The organism is Pantoea sp. MBD-2R, assembly GCF_039134845.1.
In the GTDB taxonomy this organism is placed as follows: Bacteria; Pseudomonadota; Gammaproteobacteria; order Enterobacterales; family Enterobacteriaceae; genus Erwinia.
On the sequence record NZ_CP152417.1, the window covers coordinates 3,496,513 to 3,511,332 of the forward strand.

Annotated in this window: 18 protein-coding genes; 3 read left to right on the forward strand and 15 right to left on the reverse strand. The window is 48.4% G+C overall.

What is annotated here, in order from left to right:
- Position 1: 1 nt before the first annotated feature.
- Positions 2–841: a MurR/RpiR family transcriptional regulator gene (locus AAGQ96_RS15990; protein ID WP_147199235.1), complete on the forward strand. Its 840-nt coding sequence runs from the start codon at positions 2–4 to the stop codon at positions 839–841.
- Between the two features lie 84 nt (positions 842–925).
- Here AAGQ96_RS15990 and AAGQ96_RS15995 read toward each other — a convergent pair whose 3' ends face one another.
- Positions 926–1,759 carry a benzoate transporter gene (locus tag AAGQ96_RS15995; protein WP_342754032.1) on the reverse strand — a complete coding sequence of 278 codons (834 nt, stop codon included), beginning with the start codon at positions 1,757–1,759 and terminating at the stop codon, positions 926–928.
- 801 nt (positions 1,760–2,560) lie between these two features.
- Here AAGQ96_RS15995 and AAGQ96_RS16000 point away from each other — a divergent pair.
- Complete coding sequence (locus AAGQ96_RS16000; protein WP_342754033.1) at positions 2,561–3,850, forward strand: O-antigen ligase family protein; 1,290 nt, start codon at positions 2,561–2,563, stop codon at positions 3,848–3,850.
- Positions 3,843–4,616: a glycosyltransferase family 25 protein gene (locus AAGQ96_RS16005; RefSeq protein ID WP_342754034.1), complete on the forward strand. Its 774-nt coding sequence runs from the start codon at positions 3,843–3,845 to the stop codon at positions 4,614–4,616. The genes AAGQ96_RS16000 and AAGQ96_RS16005 overlap by 8 nt, the downstream gene beginning before the upstream one ends.
- Positions 4,617–4,752: 136 nt before the next feature.
- On the opposite strand, the gene AAGQ96_RS16010 is transcribed toward AAGQ96_RS16005, so the two are convergent.
- The 14 genes from AAGQ96_RS16010 to AAGQ96_RS16075 are packed head-to-tail and all read right to left on the reverse strand — an operon-like array spanning position 4,753 to position 14,820.
- Positions 4,753–5,304 (reverse strand): tail fiber assembly protein, encoded by a 552-nt coding sequence (locus tag AAGQ96_RS16010; RefSeq protein ID WP_342754035.1) that lies wholly within the window; start codon positions 5,302–5,304, stop codon positions 4,753–4,755.
- A complete protein-coding gene (locus tag AAGQ96_RS16015) occupies positions 5,304–6,257 on the reverse strand; it encodes a hypothetical protein (RefSeq protein WP_342754036.1) in 954 nt (317 codons plus the stop codon). Before AAGQ96_RS16015 ends, AAGQ96_RS16010 begins: the two co-directional genes overlap by 1 nt.
- Positions 6,258–6,259: 2 nt before the next feature.
- Entirely contained in the window at positions 6,260–6,826 is a 567-nt protein-coding gene (locus AAGQ96_RS16020; RefSeq protein WP_342754037.1) for a DUF2612 domain-containing protein, read from the reverse strand.
- Positions 6,823–8,025: a baseplate J/gp47 family protein gene (locus AAGQ96_RS16025; protein WP_342754038.1), complete on the reverse strand. Its 1,203-nt coding sequence runs from the start codon at positions 8,023–8,025 to the stop codon at positions 6,823–6,825. Before AAGQ96_RS16025 ends, AAGQ96_RS16020 begins: the two co-directional genes overlap by 4 nt.
- A complete protein-coding gene (locus tag AAGQ96_RS16030; RefSeq protein WP_147199250.1) occupies positions 8,025–8,375 on the reverse strand; it encodes a hypothetical protein in 351 nt (116 codons plus the stop codon). Before AAGQ96_RS16030 ends, AAGQ96_RS16025 begins: the two co-directional genes overlap by 1 nt.
- Entirely contained in the window at positions 8,372–9,028 is a 657-nt protein-coding gene (locus AAGQ96_RS16035) for a Gp138 family membrane-puncturing spike protein (protein WP_147199252.1), read from the reverse strand. Before AAGQ96_RS16035 ends, AAGQ96_RS16030 begins: the two co-directional genes overlap by 4 nt.
- A gap of 52 nt (positions 9,029–9,080) precedes the next feature.
- The gene (locus AAGQ96_RS16040; RefSeq protein ID WP_147199254.1) at positions 9,081–10,103 is read right to left on the reverse strand and encodes a hypothetical protein; all 1,023 of its coding nucleotides are present in this window, start codon (positions 10,101–10,103) and stop codon (positions 9,081–9,083) included.
- Entirely contained in the window at positions 10,100–10,408 is a 309-nt protein-coding gene (locus AAGQ96_RS16045; protein WP_147199256.1) for a hypothetical protein, read from the reverse strand. Before AAGQ96_RS16045 ends, AAGQ96_RS16040 begins: the two co-directional genes overlap by 4 nt.
- Positions 10,408–10,965, reverse strand: coding sequence for a phage baseplate protein (locus tag AAGQ96_RS16050; protein ID WP_342754039.1), 558 nt, complete (start codon positions 10,963–10,965; stop codon positions 10,408–10,410). The genes AAGQ96_RS16045 and AAGQ96_RS16050 overlap by 1 nt, the downstream gene beginning before the upstream one ends.
- A complete protein-coding gene (locus AAGQ96_RS16055; RefSeq protein ID WP_342754040.1) occupies positions 10,965–12,611 on the reverse strand; it encodes a hypothetical protein in 1,647 nt (548 codons plus the stop codon). Before AAGQ96_RS16055 ends, AAGQ96_RS16050 begins: the two co-directional genes overlap by 1 nt.
- A complete protein-coding gene (locus AAGQ96_RS16060; RefSeq protein WP_147199261.1) occupies positions 12,601–12,753 on the reverse strand; it encodes an NTP pyrophosphohydrolase in 153 nt (50 codons plus the stop codon). Before AAGQ96_RS16060 ends, AAGQ96_RS16055 begins: the two co-directional genes overlap by 11 nt.
- Positions 12,754–12,788: 35 nt before the next feature.
- Complete coding sequence (locus AAGQ96_RS16065; protein ID WP_147199263.1) at positions 12,789–13,214, reverse strand: phage tail assembly chaperone; 426 nt, start codon at positions 13,212–13,214, stop codon at positions 12,789–12,791.
- Between the two features lie 3 nt (positions 13,215–13,217).
- Complete coding sequence (locus AAGQ96_RS16070) at positions 13,218–13,658, reverse strand: phage protein (RefSeq protein WP_147199265.1); 441 nt, start codon at positions 13,656–13,658, stop codon at positions 13,218–13,220.
- A gap of 10 nt (positions 13,659–13,668) precedes the next feature.
- Positions 13,669–14,820 (reverse strand): DUF3383 family protein, encoded by a 1,152-nt coding sequence (locus AAGQ96_RS16075; RefSeq protein WP_342754041.1) that lies wholly within the window; start codon positions 14,818–14,820, stop codon positions 13,669–13,671.

Genomic DNA, 14,820 nt, shown 5'->3' on the forward strand with positions numbered 1-14,820 from the left:
GATGAGTTCACTGCTACGCATTCGCCAGCTCTATCCAGGACTGGCGTTAAACGAACGCCGACTGGCTGACTTTTTGCTGTCGCAACCCGACGTGGCTCGTCATCTCAGTTCGCAAAAACTAGCAGAAGAGGCTGGCGTGAGCCAGTCCAGCGTGGTGAAGTTCGCCCAAAAGCTGGGCTATAAAGGTTTTCCGGCTCTCAAGCTGGCGCTCAGCGAATCGCTGGCGGATAAAGACGCCATCACCGTACATAACCTGATACTCAGTGACGATCCGCTGAAAATCGTGGGCGAAAAATTGCTCGCTGAAAAGCAGTCAGCTATTCGCGCCACGCTGGATATTAACAGTGAAGAAATGCTTGCCGAAACGTTACGGCTACTGAAAGGGGCAAACCGGATAATTCTGGTAGGTATTGGCGCATCCGGGCTGGTCGCGAAAGATTTCTCCTGGAAGCTGATGAAAATTGGCATCAGCGCCGTGGCTGAACAGGATATGCATGCGCTACTGGGAAGCGTACAGGCGTTGAGCGTGGGCGATGTACTATTAGCGATTTCCTATACGGGAGAACGCCGTGAGATTAACCTTGCTGCGCAGGAAGCACAGCGCGTGGGGGCCAGCGTGCTCGCTTTTACCGGCTTTACGCCAAATACTCTGCAACAATGCGCGACGCACTGCCTTTATACCGTCGCAGAAGAACAAACTACTCGCAGCGCGGCTATCTCTTCCACATCGGCTCAGCTGACGCTGACCGACCTGCTGTTTATGGCGCTGGTGCAGCACGATCCCGAGCGCGCGCCCAGCCACATCCGGCATAGCGAGGCGCTGGTAAAGAGGCTGGTTTAGCCGTTGGCTTGCCGGGGGTAGAGAAGTTAATTGAATTTTAGCCAGCACAGCATTTATTTAATTCGGCTGCGCTGGCTTCTTTCATTATTCAATAATAAAATCTTTATATTCTGCTGGATTTTCCACTAATGCATGAGGGAATTCTTTTACGGTTAGTGCTTTCTTAACAAATTTCCTGTCTCTTGCCCAGATATCCTGACCATTGTTAATACACTTAAGAATATGTTCTTCATTATTAAATTCAGGCAGGTCATATTCCGTATGCGAAATTGATGACATTTTCTTTGAAATCTTTTCAGGCGTCATAATCCATGAAAAATGCCAGCCGCCCTCTTCAACAATAGCCGTGTTCATTTTCAGCCATTGCCATTTGAACCAGTTTTTTCGGATAAAAGAGTCTTTGCGCTTAACGTTACGCAAAGTCTCCGGCTCACTGTTAAAAAAGTGGGTGAGATTATAATAGCTTACCGCTTTAGGCAGTTTACAAAGACGAGGTGAGCCGTCCGTATTGAGAACCTGAAGATTAAACTGATAGTTATAAAATTTTTGATAAATTGTTGTACAAAGTTTGCGTGGATTTATTTTTGCCAGAATTTTCGGATCGTAAATTTCATCTACATCAGCGATAAGAATCAGGTCTTCATCCGATGCCCCGGTCAGGCCCCGCGTAATAGCGTTGCGCGTGTCAGATTCGTTCTGCCATGCATCCGCCTCAGGTGCCTGATCAAAGACGATATAGAGAATCTTATCTTTAAAGCGGCTGAAGCGTTCAGGCTTAAAGTTAAGCGGCTTAGGGTTACCGGTAAAGCTATGAGTAGACTCGACAATCACAAACTTATCGACATGATCGTACAGGGTTTCGAGGCGTAATTTCAGCATCATTTCTTCATCATAGAAGAGAAAGCAGTCGTAAATCATAGGGCTCCATGCTCGTATAATATATGTATTATCGATTCCAAAAGAAAACAGATTAATGCTATTGCAAAAGCAAAATAAAGAAATTGATTAATATCACGAGACGGCCCCCTCGTAATTTTAAAAAGTAAAACGCCGGGCGAGTGATGACGTGTTGATGTAATGTAAATTACTAATGCGAATGGGTTATAGTTTTTTTTGAATGACTAAACAACAGCTAAGTCTGCATATGGGAACGGAACATCGTAGAATCCGTGCCAGCATTGTTAATGTGCGCAGTATAGTGGTCCAACATTGCCAGTGAGATTTTTTCATGGGAGATAATGTGGATAGTAATAGCGCCATAACCAGACAGGCTACAGATGCGTTGCTGGAAGTATACAACGCCAGGTGGTGGTGACGTGTGCGTTTGCTGTAACCTTTACGGTAGAACGCCACAAGCCTGGCTGTACAGGGAATATCGTATAGGTGCAAGCGCGCTTACCGTTATGGGGGATAGAGATTAAGCCAGCTTGACCGATAGTTTGCTGCCTCCTGCTTATACAAGCCAATAAACTCGCGTTAAGACAAAAAACACTATTTTTTTGATTTATCTTGACAAATAAGTTATAAGTGAGTGTTTTCTATCAAAGATAGCAGTGATTAAAATATTTATGGATGACAGTGAAATTTTATGATCAATAATTTAAGAAGTTATCACTGATGTTTAGAACCGGTTTCACCAAATACGTCGTTAAGGGTGAAATTAACTTTTCGTCTTTCATCGAAAAAAAAGACTCTCTTGTGCCAAGGATCATGTTCAAGATGCCTGAAATTCCAGTTCTAAATAAACACAGTAAACGTGAACGCATCACCCAAATCATCTTCATTCTGGCTGTGGCTCTTCTTTTATTAATCCTGCCGCTTGGCTTTGTCCATGAAAAAGCGAGTAGAGTCACTTTTTACTGGTGCAGTTATTTATCCATAGCGGGAATAGCTCTTAATATAAAAAGTATCATCCCGATATTTAACAAATCGAAAATAGTACTTCCAGGACTGCTCCTGGCCATTATGTATACAACCTGGTCAGCGATTGTCTCACATAATATAATTCCCGGCGTTGATAATGGACTATTATTTACACCTGCGAAGCGCTGGCTACTCGGTTCGTTAATCTCCTTATTTATCCTGTGGGGAGTGCATAATAAACGAATGGGCAGAGAATTACTTTTTAAATTGACATGGATTTCATTGTTCTCAGCGTTTATTATTTCCAGCGCATATGGCATATGGCAGCATCTTAACGGCGTGGACAGAATCGTGTTGGGCATCAATCGCGCGACATTAACTGCCTATGCCTACAGTGCAATGGCACTGGCAATGATGACGATGCTAAATCAAATTCGTATGGTTTCCATTAAATATATAGCGATCATATTAACCTGCCTGCTGTCTATCTATATAATATTTCTTACCGAGACACGCTCAGCTATGTTTATCCATACGCTGATTTCCGTAGTAATCCTTTTTAAATCCCTCTGGCAGGGTAAGCGATTAAGACCTCTCCCGATCATTGCTATCCTGCTCGCTTTTTTTGCTATTGCTTTCTCAAGCAAAAATATCATAACCACCCGTTTCGATTCAACTCAGCAAGAATTAGCAAAATTTAATCAGGGTGATGACCATACCTCTCTGGGATCGCGATTTACGCTTTGGAAATCAGGTTTCATTGCTATTGAAAAAAACCCATTGGGTGAAACTCAAGTAACCAGAAATACGATAATCCGTCAATGGCTCAATACCAACAACCCAGATTCTTTTGCCCTTGAATATATTAACGTTCATTTGCACAACGAATTTATTCAATATACTTCACTATTTGGTGTATTTGGCTTTGTTGTGCTCTTTGTTTTTTTCGCTAAGTTAATTTTTGATAACGGTATTCGAGGTGTATTTAATAACCCGATATCCGTAATGGCAGTTTCAGCTTTGCTCTATGGAATGACTGATGTTCTTCTGACATCAATAGAGTATGTCGTTATTTTCTCCACGCTTGCTTTGTTAGCCAGTATTAATAACCTTGAAAAAGTTAAGAGTACAAATTGTAATGAGTAAAGTCGCTATTTTTATCATTAACCTGCCTGCTTCTACTGACAGGCGGGATTTTATGCAAAGTCAATTGGCATCAATTAGTACTGAATTTACTTTTATCGAAGCCGTCGATGGCTCAAAATTTGATAACGCAGAGCTTTCCACCGTTAAGAAAGAGGTGAGCTATGCGATTACAAAAGGGGAAGTCGGATGCGCTTTAAGCCATCTAAAAGCCTATGAGACGCTGGTAAAATCAGATTATGACATGGCATTGATTTTAGAGGATGATGTTATCATACCTTCCGATATTGATATGCATCTCTCGCGGCTGCATGAAAATAATAACAGCAAGCGCGCGACAATAACTTTGCTTTCAGAAGTTTATAAATACTACGAAAAAAATTCATTTTCAACTGACGAGAATCATCATGTCCACAAAGTTGTGGACGCAACTTTTGCTCATGGTTATGTAATCAACAAGTTAGCAGCAGAACGACTATTGAAAAAGCTGTACCCAGTCTGGTGCGTTGCAGATCAATGGACAACTTTCAAAGAATTTGGTTTTGTAGATATCTATGCTGTTATCCCCTCTTTAATTAATACTCATGACGTTTTTGAGAAAAAAACGACTATTGAAAATAGAAAACTGGATAATGTCCAGGAAGAAAAAAAACGTATGTGGAATGAGATAAAAAAATCCCGGCCATTAAAAGTTAAAATAAGAAGAAGCCTATGGCTGGCTTTTGTAAGACACTTTGTATCAATAAAAAAGAACAGCATTCCCAAATGACAAAACATTACATATTCACTGGGAAATCTCAAATAATTTGAATTTTTCACCACACCTTACTTTTACAAGCCCTGAAACAGGGCTTAATCATAATAAAAGATCAGGTCATTTATTTACCGTGCCAATTCTAAATCAGTCATAATTCTTCAGGAACAGAGGGCCAGGAAAGATTAGGTGCATTATCCGTACTAATACGATTCACCATTACTCGAAATTGTTTCCATTTTTCAAGTAAAGATTTTTCCTGTTCAGTTGCCATCCCCAATACCTGTGCATCCTGTAAAATTTCAATTTTATCATTTGCCAGCTTCAACCATTCCATTTTTTGCTCAAGCGCTTTTTCTTGATAGTTAACAGGAAGTGGCTTAACTTCATCATTTTCGATTACCCACTCACCAGAACGGTTAATATCACTCGGTACTTCTGACTGTAATAATTCAATAACACTAAGATTATTTGGGACTATTGCCGAGGCGTCATTATTATAATCTCTTATCGTACCGCGTTCATCATAGGCAACCTTTATCGTATCCTTTTCAAAAAGGGTTTGAGATTCATACCAGTCAAGGCCGGTTTCATCACAATAAAAAATAACGGGCAGATCATTCTTTCTCAAAAAATCATAAAGTTCACGTTCTTTTTTCCCAGAGGCAGGAATATAACTTACCAAGTTTTTAAGATGTAGCATCAGGCGACCCCTACGTTATACCAGTTACCATTGACTAGAATTTGCGGATATCGATAATTTACAGCTGTATAGTTTGTTTTTTGTTGGACTCCAACAACTACTGTCCCGTCAGGAGCATTAGCAAAGGTATTATCATTATTACCGTTTGTGGCCGAACCCCAACCTGCCAGACGAAATGATGAAACCCGACTATTTAATTGCCCAGATAACCAGTTATTAAGCCATCCCCCCCAAAGGCTACCATATACATTACCATCACCAGATAAGATAGACGTCCCTCCACCAGCGTAAACACTCCCGCTGGCAACAATATTTTGAGCACAACGGAAAGTATGATCAGAACTTAACTCACCGGTCTGGAAATTAACCATTAGTGGACGGAGATTATTCCACCCCCCTTTTGGGTCTCCATCATTTGTTAGCATTAAATAATAATTACTGCCGTCAAAACGCCAAAAAACGCCCTTGTTGTTAGCAATAATCCTGTAATTATTTACAAATGTGGACCAGGCCTCGCCTTTTAACTCTCCGGCACTTATCGGATAAGCCCCAACATCAGCCGCAGTAAGGCTATTTTTTAACGCAAGGTTTCCCAGCCCAAGATTCCCTCGCGCCGCCGCTGTATTCCCTACGTCAGCCAGATTACTGGCAGACTTTAAATAACGGCCATCCAATTGCGATGTGGAATTATTTAATAGCGCTTTCAATAATGATGCTTCCAGCGCTTCCGTGTCGCCATTATCTACTACATCATTGCCAGACTTGTCCGCGATAAATCCTGCCACTACAGCCGCAATAGTCGAGGCCTGACGCCAGACCTTATTGAGTTGTTCGCTGCGCGCTATTCCCGACTGGAAACCCGCATCGACCGCATCGAGTTCTTCATATTCTGCTTGCGAAAGTACATTGGCATTCTCACCCGTAGCAAACGCCTTGAAATCATTAACCGGCATGATTATTCCTCATTTATTTTATAGATTACAGAAACGCCAGCAGGCTTAACGGCCAGATAGCCCTGTTTGATAATTTCTTTGGTGATGTTTGAGACCGTATTGCCGTTAACATAAACGGTAATCGACATATTCTGATTATCAGTAAAAGAGAGTGATATATCTCCTTTAGGATAAATACTTTGCAGCACTTTCGGCAGCGTTTCCGTCGTACCGTCCCAGCCGTTCGCCCCTATTTTGGCTCGCAGCATGGTGCGATAATCTTCGTCATCGACATTAATCGCACCCGATTCGGGATCGTAACGGTTTTTCCAGGTGCCATAACCAAATCCCAGCGTACTGCTGTCGAGCGTGAAAAAATAATCTTCAATGGGTGCCGTAATTTTTCTGTTACGTCCAATCCATTCGCCCAATATATCCAGTTGAGCCCCTGCCGCACTGTCGATATCCAGTGCAGAAAGTAATCCCGAGAGCGAAGCGGACAGTTCGCTTTGTGGTCGGGAAATTAAGTCAACGTGCTCAACAAATAAAGGCTTACGGTGATAATTTGTAATCAGCTCGGTATATTTCATGAGGTCACCGTAACGGTGATATTTTCAATTTTACAGGAGGCCAGGCAATCGTAAGGGATTGAAATATTCGCCGTTGCCAGCGCCGATTCGCTAATACCCACTTTCAGGCTCAAAATATCGTAATACTGGCTGTTATTGCTGTCCGTTCCCGCTGTCAGGTTGGCCGGAGAATAGAGTCGGCTTAGCAACACATCCTCTCCAATACCCAGCTTGTTGATCCAGGCGGCAAGCGCCATTTTTATTTCGTCGGCAACGGCGCTGGTATATCCCGGAAGCGCCTTAATCTCTAAAGCCAGATAAACCGGAACGGCTACCGGACGGGTGAAATTAATGGTTTGCGCTGCGCCATAGCTATCCGCTACCGCGATTGCCGTATTGCCCCAGGTGGCCACACCCAACGATTTTTTTCTGCGGAGCGTATCCGCAATCTCGGTAGCGTCACCGCCAATAACAATGGCTGAAATCGCATGGGCCGGTAAGCCGTTATCATCTGTCTCGCTGGTATCGTTTTGATACAGCTTGTGCCCGGTCACGCCCTGAATATTGGCAATCGCACCGTCCAGCGCATCAAATGTAACCAGCGCCGCCGATGCAACGCTCTGCGCCTGGCGACTACGTAGCTGAGCATCGGTTTCCGCTGCGTTTCCTACTGCCGCTGCTGAAACATTGCTAACTGCGGTCCAGCCGCGCGTCGGCGTATTGATTTGATTAACCGAACCAATTACTGCTGCAACGGCACCCTGCGTGGCGCAGGTTGCCGTCACGATGGTGGTGCCGGAAGTATCAAGCGTAACGGTCGCCGGAAGTTCCCAGAGCACGTTATTACTGTCCCTCACCGAGCCGTTGATAATCAGCGTTCCCGGCAAGCCAGTTAGCTTGACGTCTACCGTCGAACGGGTTGCCGCCTTACGGGCAATGCCGTTGATTTTTACATTGCGCGTTAGCGCATCGCCCGTGGCCGTCGCCGGCGAAAATGAGTTGTAGCAGGCAATCGCCGTGTTATTGGCATCATGGATAGCCAGAGCGTAGATCGCCAGCATCTGCCCGTCTTTACTGTCCGGCTCCAGGTAAGCATCGGAGCCGTAGATTTGCTGAAAGTAGCGGGTCAACATGCCCAGAATGGTTTGGTAATCGGGCGCACTGATCCCCTGGGCCGTTACCGTTGCCGATAACCCCAGCCTGTCTGTGTTGAGAGCCATTATGCCTCGCTTATAACTGTTGTCTGACCAAACAGAGTGTCTACCGTGGTCGTAATTACCATGCGGCGTGTGGAAGGGTTAAACGTTGCTGTATATGAAAGGATCGCTTTCACACCTTCGGTCGCCAGAATGCGCTTACGCAGCGCCAGCTCCATCGCCGTTGAGCTGCGTTTTCCCAGTAGCGATTGCATCCACGGTGTGCCTTCGGTGGTATCGAGAAACCACTGGCCGTACCACAGCTGTAATCGGGTTTTAATCGCCTGCGCCACGCATTCGGCCGAATCAATCAGGAAAGTGCCCTCTCCTTTACCAAAGGTGTAATCACCTTGATCTTCGCGTCGGTATTTCATTGTGGTCCTCTTGTGTAGCTGGTTCCGCTCTGAATGCCGCCATGAACGTGATCTTTCAGGCTGATCCCGCTGGCTGTCTGGTCGCCGCTGGAGTGAACCTCGCCGTTAACCGTCACGTTGCCATTCACGGTTAGCTGCGGTGTGGTTATGGTCACTTCGCCGCCCTGTTTCAGCTCAATAAAGGCGTTGCCTTCATCGGTGCGAATTTGCAGCGAATCGGTACTGATACTGCCGATTTTTTCCGCCTGTGACTGCGGCCCAACCAGCGCGAAGGCATCTGACAGGTCGTGTTGGCGCGGATCGACCGGCTCCTGCACGCCGCCGTTTTGCCACCAGAAATCAATGCAGCGATCGCTAAAAATCACCAGGCATTCATCCCCTTTCGCGACTGGAAAAGTTATGGTGCAGCCGCCACCACGCGGAAAGATAACGGGCACATCCACCAGCAAAGGCAGCGAGACGGAAACCGGGTCGTTATCAGCGTTGCGGAGAGTGCCTTTTATCGCTGGCTGAACCGTGCAGGTTACCGCGACGGGATCGAACGACTGGATAATTCCGGGCAAAGCAACGCGTAGTTTTGAAGAGATCGCGTCGGCTAAGGCCTGATATGCCTGAGCCTGACCGCCGAGAATGGACTGAATTGAAACGGGCATAAAATCTCCACGCAAAAAACCCGCATAGCGCGGGTAAGGCATCATCTTTGAATTAGGAGGCGCCAGACGGAAGCGGCGTCTGCTTATCTCGCGGGATGCAGGTTAAGGTCATATACCAGGCTGTGTCTCTGGTATCTCCGTTACAGCTGATGCCGTTAACAATATAAGTGCCATCAGCAGTAATATCGGCGAGCTTTTGGTCGGTTTTATTAACGGTGCCGTCAGCCGCTTTTGCCGGTTTAACGGCCTCTTCGGTAGATCGCCAGGCCTGCATCAGCATTGCCTGATCGACCTGCACCGTTCCATGCAGGCGAATATTTGGATTTATCAAACATTTTAGCTCGACCCCGGTCATCAGCAGCTTCGGCGCGCCAATCAGGCCAGACTGGCTGTTAAGCACCACCTGCTGCTGAAGATAGTTATCTTCCGGCACCATTTGGAGCTTGCCGTCAACAAACTGCCAGCTGGCCCGACACTGAGCAGCAATATTATCCATCACCTGATGCGCGGCCTGATATAACACTTTCCCCCGGGGAAAGCGGGTTGGCGGCATCGCGCCGGTTACGCCAGCCGTTATCCCAAAGGGATTAAAGTTCCGCAGGGTTAACGCCAGCAGTGATTCAGCGCTATGGCCGGCTGCCAGCGTAGTATTAAGCGTGGTTTCCAGCATCGCCTGATGGCCATCCAGCGCCTGAATAACCAGCGTCGTATCCTGGTTTGTTTTGCCGCTGAAGGCATAGCGGATTTCGCCGCTAAAGATCTCGCCATAGTTCATTCCCCGCGCCTGCCCTGCCTGCCACGCCGGAACGTTATAAACTTTGCCAACCTGGCTGCTGTCGACGTCAGGCGCAATGCCTGAATAACCCGCAACAATTTTCAGCCGGGTATATTCTCCTTTCATAATCGCATTGCAGGTTGATTGTTTAAGGTTATAAACGGTAATTTTCGCTTCGCTGCCGTTTTTAGTGACGTCGCTGGTAATCTGAAAGGTGACTTTAAAATCGTTCAGGCGCAGCGACTTGCCGTTATTGCCGTCGATGACCAGGTCAAAATAACGCATCCAGTTAGCGCTCATAATGACCCCGTCACAATGCAAAGATGGCTGGTATAGCCGAGGCTGAACTGATTCGGTGCCTCACCGCTACTCTCGTCAGTGAGCACCCTCAGACCAAAGCCCAAGTCCAGCCAGGCATACTGTTCCAGCAGGTCGATACCGGTTACCAGCGGAATGCCGGTAATAATATCCGCCTCGCTGTCGTCCAGCAGATCCAGAACCCAGCTGTCACCGCGCCAGATAAGCCGCATTTTATAACCGACGTTATTTTGTGACAGGGCAAAAAGCTGGTTCTCAGGCGTTAACGGGATTTCTGCAATGACCATCAGCCACCTCCTGTTAACGACAGGCTGGAGGTCTGCTTAGTGACTTTTTTGCCGCTGTTCTGCACGGCCGAGGTCGCTACGCCCTGCTGCATATTCTCTTTAGCCGCGCTGGATCGGTTATCCGTATCGGCAATGATTACTTCAGTCAGCGTTAGCGAGGCGAAAAGAACGTGTTCGCTATTGGCCGCCGTGGTGACGTTGAGATGGCTGATTAACATGTTGCTATACAGACGTTTACCGGTCACCACGTCCAGCAGGTTTCTGTTTTTCTGCATCTCCAGCAGGTTTTGGTAGATCTCGGTTGGGCTAAGCCCCTGGCCCACACCCAACTGGCGGCTATCCCAAAAATCCACCAGCGAACCGCCGCTGGAAAAGCCAATGTCCATCTTGACGGTAGGCGAGGTCAGATAAGCGTGATCGGAAATATTTGTGCCATTTTCAACCGGATGGCTGGTAAGGGTTAGCACGTCCGTGTGGCTCTCGCTGGTCACTACGTCAGGGATCAGTAAGCCAATTTGCCGTCGCTGCGGCAGAAAAAGCGTTGATAAAGATTGCATTACACTGCCCTCCTGGCCAGTTTCTGTACCAACAGTGAATTCACGTCGAACTGACTGCGTTCAACATATTTAGCCGCAGCCTGAGGATCGCTGACGCCATGCAGGTGAATATTGGTCTCCTGCTGGATCCCTGGCCCGGCGGGTTGCATCAGCGCGTTTTGCCACAGCATGCGATCGTTACCCGTGGCATTAATAGTCGCCATCGCGTTGCTGAGATAAGTCGGATTGAAAATTTGCCTGTTCGCCTGGCTTGCGGAACCTGCCGACGCTTTATCATCTCCACCAAACATGTTGCTCATAAAATGGATCATGTCTTCGGTGTCTTTATCCGTCAGGATGTGGAGTTTCCTTAATAGCGTCCACGCCGGGCCGTCAGCCAGTTTATTTGCGATGTCGGCAAAGAAACTGTTGAAGTATTCTTTGACGCTTTTCACGGCGTTAATCATCGTCGGCGACCAGTTTCCGGAGACAAAGTCGGCCAGCGCCTGCATGCCGCTTTTCCAGTCCAGCGTGCCCTGGCTTAATTTAGCGATTTTGTCGATCAGCCAGCCAATCGCCGTTTTCGCTGCCTGAATGCCCGGCGCCCATGAATCCCAGTCAATCAGGCTTTTTCCCCCTTCCTGCCAGGTTTTGTAGTCGTCGTAGAGGGCAAACAGCGCGCCCGCCAGCGCTAATACGATGCCTAACGGCGACATCAGAAATGCGCTGTTCAGCACTAACCAGGCAGCGGTAACTGCGCCAAGCGAGATAAGCAGCTGTTTCGTAGCGCCATCGAGCGAATCCCACCAGCGGCTGAGATCGGCAGCGGCCTGCACAAGGCGAATGACCACCCGCTCTCCAACTTCTGCCAGCCAAAGAAGCGCGCTCACCACGCCGTCAATAACGCGCTGAAGATCGGGCGCGTTATCGATCAGCCGCTGGCTGAGACGATCAAAGGAGTCCGCCAGGCCATCGTTCAGACGCGCACTGCTTTTGGTTTGCAGCAGTTCAACAACCTCATCAAACTTACGTCTCGCCCCCATAAAACGATCGGCACCGGAGACGGCATCCGTCATATTCACGTCGAACGACGCGGAGATGTGGTTGTAGTCGGTGATGAATTTGCCTAATCCTTGCTGCATAGCGGCCAGTACGTCAGGGGCAAGCCCCAACTGCTGCGCCGTTTGCACCGCCTGGGCTTCAGGCATTGCGCCAAGACTGTTGCCAAGGTCATTAAAAACGCTGCTCTCCGCGCGTTTTTGACCGTTGGCATCAGCGGTGGCGACCCCCAGGCGGTTAAGGAGCGTTTCGGCACCGGGCGTTTTAAGCGCACCAACAGCTTTGGCCAGCGATTCATTACTCAGTCCGCTTTGCGCGGCGCCATATTCAAGCGCTTTTAAATCGCCAGCTTCCACGCCGGCGTTTTGTGCCCTCTGCCCCAGCTGCTCCAGCCGACTGGCAAAACGATCGATATAGTTCACCAACGCGTTGCCGGCTTTTGCCACGGACTGCCTGATTTTTTGCAGATCCAGCGTTTTTGATGCCTGGTCGCTGTCCGAAACAGCGGGATCCTCAACGATTTGCTGCAGTTTCTGCCAGCTGGCGACCTCTGCCGTCAGCTGATTTTCCAGCACCAGCGGAAAATTGTTGCTGTTTTCAGCGTTCATTAGCCTGTTTCCATTGAGCGATGCGGTAGTGATTCTCCGCTTTCAAATCCAGCCAGTCGTTCAGACGGGCAATGTCCGCCAGATCGACCGAGCCGTCTTTAAGCGCGGTGTAGCTGATAAACCCGGCATCCACCGGGCGCATCAGAAAATCTTCCCCATCAGGAAGCGTTTCGAGGGTCAGCTCGCTGGCTGGGCCGCACCGGGACTGACGGGGAGTTCGGGCAAAAAACTTCCCAGCGAATCCTCCACTACCCGCATAACCAGCTTCAGCATGGTGACCAGATCCAGATCGTCAAACATCAGCACGCCCTGAGAAAAGATCGGTGCCCAGCCTTTCGCCTGCTGCCGTGACACCACCGAAAGGCAGGGATGCAGAATCGCATGGGTATCTTCTTCGCTCATGTCGGCCAGCGTTTGCGCAATCGTCGGCAGCGTTTTTTCCAGCGCTTTATATAAGTCGCCTTCAGCCGCAGCGGCTTTAAGCGTTCCCACATCCGATAACATCCCGGCCAGCAGCGGCAGTAATTTGCGGGAAACTTTCAGCTGTTGGAAAACATCCAGCTTCGCGATGCGGTAATTAACGTCGGCAATGTCAACTTCCATAAATTAATATTCTCCCGGCATGATATCGATTTTGATACAGTCAAAAACCCAGGCGGAAGTGCCGCCCTCTTTCGCAAACTTGCGATCGGGCAGTTTCTGGAATGCCACGCCACGAGCAGTAATGACTTCGCCTGAGGCGTTGTTGCGAATAACAATAATGTTATTGCCCCAGCTGGCTGAAGACTGACTTTGTGCGTTATAAGCCAGCGACAGCTTTTTATTTGCCGGCGAAGTCTGTAGCAGGTTAATTGTCACCGTCCCTGATTTCCCAGGCAGCAAGGAGTTCATCCCTTCGCCATCAATCCCCAGCGTCATGGTGTTTTTGATGCCGCTCATGGCAACCGTGATCCCTTCCTCAGAATTACCCGAGCCGCTTCCCAAATCAAATACCATTCCCGGACCGATAAAAGAGGCGGTTACATCCATAAATGAATAAGCAGTCATTATTATTTCCTTAGCGAACAACGTTAATCTGAACATCGGCGTAGTGCACGGCACCGGCCAGTTTACAAGCCACCTGAATCAGCGGCGCTTTACGGGCTTCACGATCGGCCTGAGACTGTGTAGCCAGCGGCTGCGCGTAGACGTAATAGCCTTTGGTCAGGGTATCGCCTGCGCTCAGCTGGCCCATATCGCTGCCGTTCCAGATACCCGGCGCAACCAGCCCGTTGGTGACGGCCTGGTCCATTGACGCCTCGACGTTGCCCATCAGGCGGGTAATGCCCGCTTCCGTCTGGGGAATTTTGCTGGTCGAGGTATAGAGCAGGTTGAATAAATTGGTCTGCACGTAGTTCTGCAACCAGTCCAGGCCGTGGCGCTCATCAAAGAAGTCGCCGTTTGTCATCACGCCCTGTTGCAGAATGGCGCTGTCGTTAGCAAACAGGATGTAAACATTGACACGCTTGCTTTCCAGCGTAACTGCCTGAGTGGCGGTCAGGGTTTCATAAGTTACGCCCGGCTCCGTTTTGAACTTCAGGGTCAGCGTAGTATTGCTGCCGCTGAAATTTACGGTGAAGGCACGGGCAAAGGCTGAAATCGCTGCAAAGCGGCTTTTCGTGGAGTACTGAATAAAGGTTCGCGCATAGCCGGCTGCTTTAAGCCTGGAAGCAAGATCGGTAGTCGAGGTTTTACTAAGGATCTCTTCACTGCCTGAGGTAACAGCAAAAACACGGCTCTGACTGGCGGATTCAATTGCCGCCGCCGCAGCCAGGATATCGTCATCCGTTACCGTGGTATCACTGGCGGCGGCAACGGCCAGGCCATACCAGCTGGCGTAATCAAGCGCGGCATTTACCGCTTCAGCCAGCGTTTCTGCCTTTCCTTCCTCACCGGTGGCCAGCGTGGTTGCCCAACGACCGATATAAAGTTGCTGTGGCTGTGGCGACTGAGCGAAATACACGGCTGCTGCCTGATATTCCGCGGAATCAATACCGAAATCAGCAGCAATATCCGCAGCGGCAGTATAGAGGCGCAGGCGTTCTGTTAACGGAATAACCGTCGAGTTGCCTAAAATGAGCATTGAACCAAAATTACGGCCGGTTGTAGCTGTGGGTGACATAATCACATCAACATTGACAATACCGGATAAAGGTAATCCTTGTGGCAT

Bases quoted from the DNA above. Each gene is read 5' to 3' on its own strand.
- AAGQ96_RS15990 (WP_147199235.1), top strand. From the start codon at position 2: ATGAGTTCACTGCTACGCATTCGCCAGCTCTATCCAGGACTGGCGTTA.
- AAGQ96_RS16070 (WP_147199265.1), bottom strand. From the start codon at position 13,658: ATGACTGCTTATTCATTTATGGATGTAACCGCCTCTTTTATCGGTCCG.
- AAGQ96_RS16030 (WP_147199250.1), bottom strand. From the start codon at position 8,375: ATGAAATACCGACGCGAAGATCAAGGTGATTACACCTTTGGTAAAGGA.
- AAGQ96_RS16020 (WP_342754037.1), bottom strand. From the start codon at position 6,826: ATGAAATATACCGAGCTGATTACAAATTATCACCGTAAGCCTTTATTT.
- AAGQ96_RS16055 (WP_342754040.1), bottom strand. From the start codon at position 12,611: ATGAACGCTGAAAACAGCAACAATTTTCCGCTGGTGCTGGAAAATCAG.
- AAGQ96_RS16010 (WP_342754035.1), bottom strand. From the start codon at position 5,304: ATGCTACATCTTAAAAACTTGGTAAGTTATATTCCTGCCTCTGGGAAA.
- AAGQ96_RS16075 (WP_342754041.1), bottom strand. From the start codon at position 14,820: ATGCCACAAGGATTACCTTTATCCGGTATTGTCAATGTTGATGTGATT.
- AAGQ96_RS16015 (WP_342754036.1), bottom strand. From the start codon at position 6,257: ATGCCGGTTAATGATTTCAAGGCGTTTGCTACGGGTGAGAATGCCAAT.
- AAGQ96_RS16065 (WP_147199263.1), bottom strand. From the start codon at position 13,214: ATGGAAGTTGACATTGCCGACGTTAATTACCGCATCGCGAAGCTGGAT.
- AAGQ96_RS16025 (WP_342754038.1), bottom strand. From the start codon at position 8,025: ATGGCTCTCAACACAGACAGGCTGGGGTTATCGGCAACGGTAACGGCC.
- AAGQ96_RS16060 (WP_147199261.1), bottom strand. From the start codon at position 12,753: ATGCGCCCGGTGGATGCCGGGTTTATCAGCTACACCGCGCTTAAAGAC.
- AAGQ96_RS16000 (WP_342754033.1), top strand. From the start codon at position 2,561: ATGCCTGAAATTCCAGTTCTAAATAAACACAGTAAACGTGAACGCATC.
- AAGQ96_RS16005 (WP_342754034.1), top strand. From the start codon at position 3,843: ATGAGTAAAGTCGCTATTTTTATCATTAACCTGCCTGCTTCTACTGAC.
- AAGQ96_RS16040 (WP_147199254.1), bottom strand. From the start codon at position 10,103: ATGAGCGCTAACTGGATGCGTTATTTTGACCTGGTCATCGACGGCAAT.
- AAGQ96_RS16035 (WP_147199252.1), bottom strand. From the start codon at position 9,028: ATGCCCGTTTCAATTCAGTCCATTCTCGGCGGTCAGGCTCAGGCATAT.
- AAGQ96_RS15995 (WP_342754032.1), bottom strand. From the start codon at position 1,759: ATGATTTACGACTGCTTTCTCTTCTATGATGAAGAAATGATGCTGAAA.
- AAGQ96_RS16050 (WP_342754039.1), bottom strand. From the start codon at position 10,965: ATGCAATCTTTATCAACGCTTTTTCTGCCGCAGCGACGGCAAATTGGC.
- AAGQ96_RS16045 (WP_147199256.1), bottom strand. From the start codon at position 10,408: ATGGTCATTGCAGAAATCCCGTTAACGCCTGAGAACCAGCTTTTTGCC.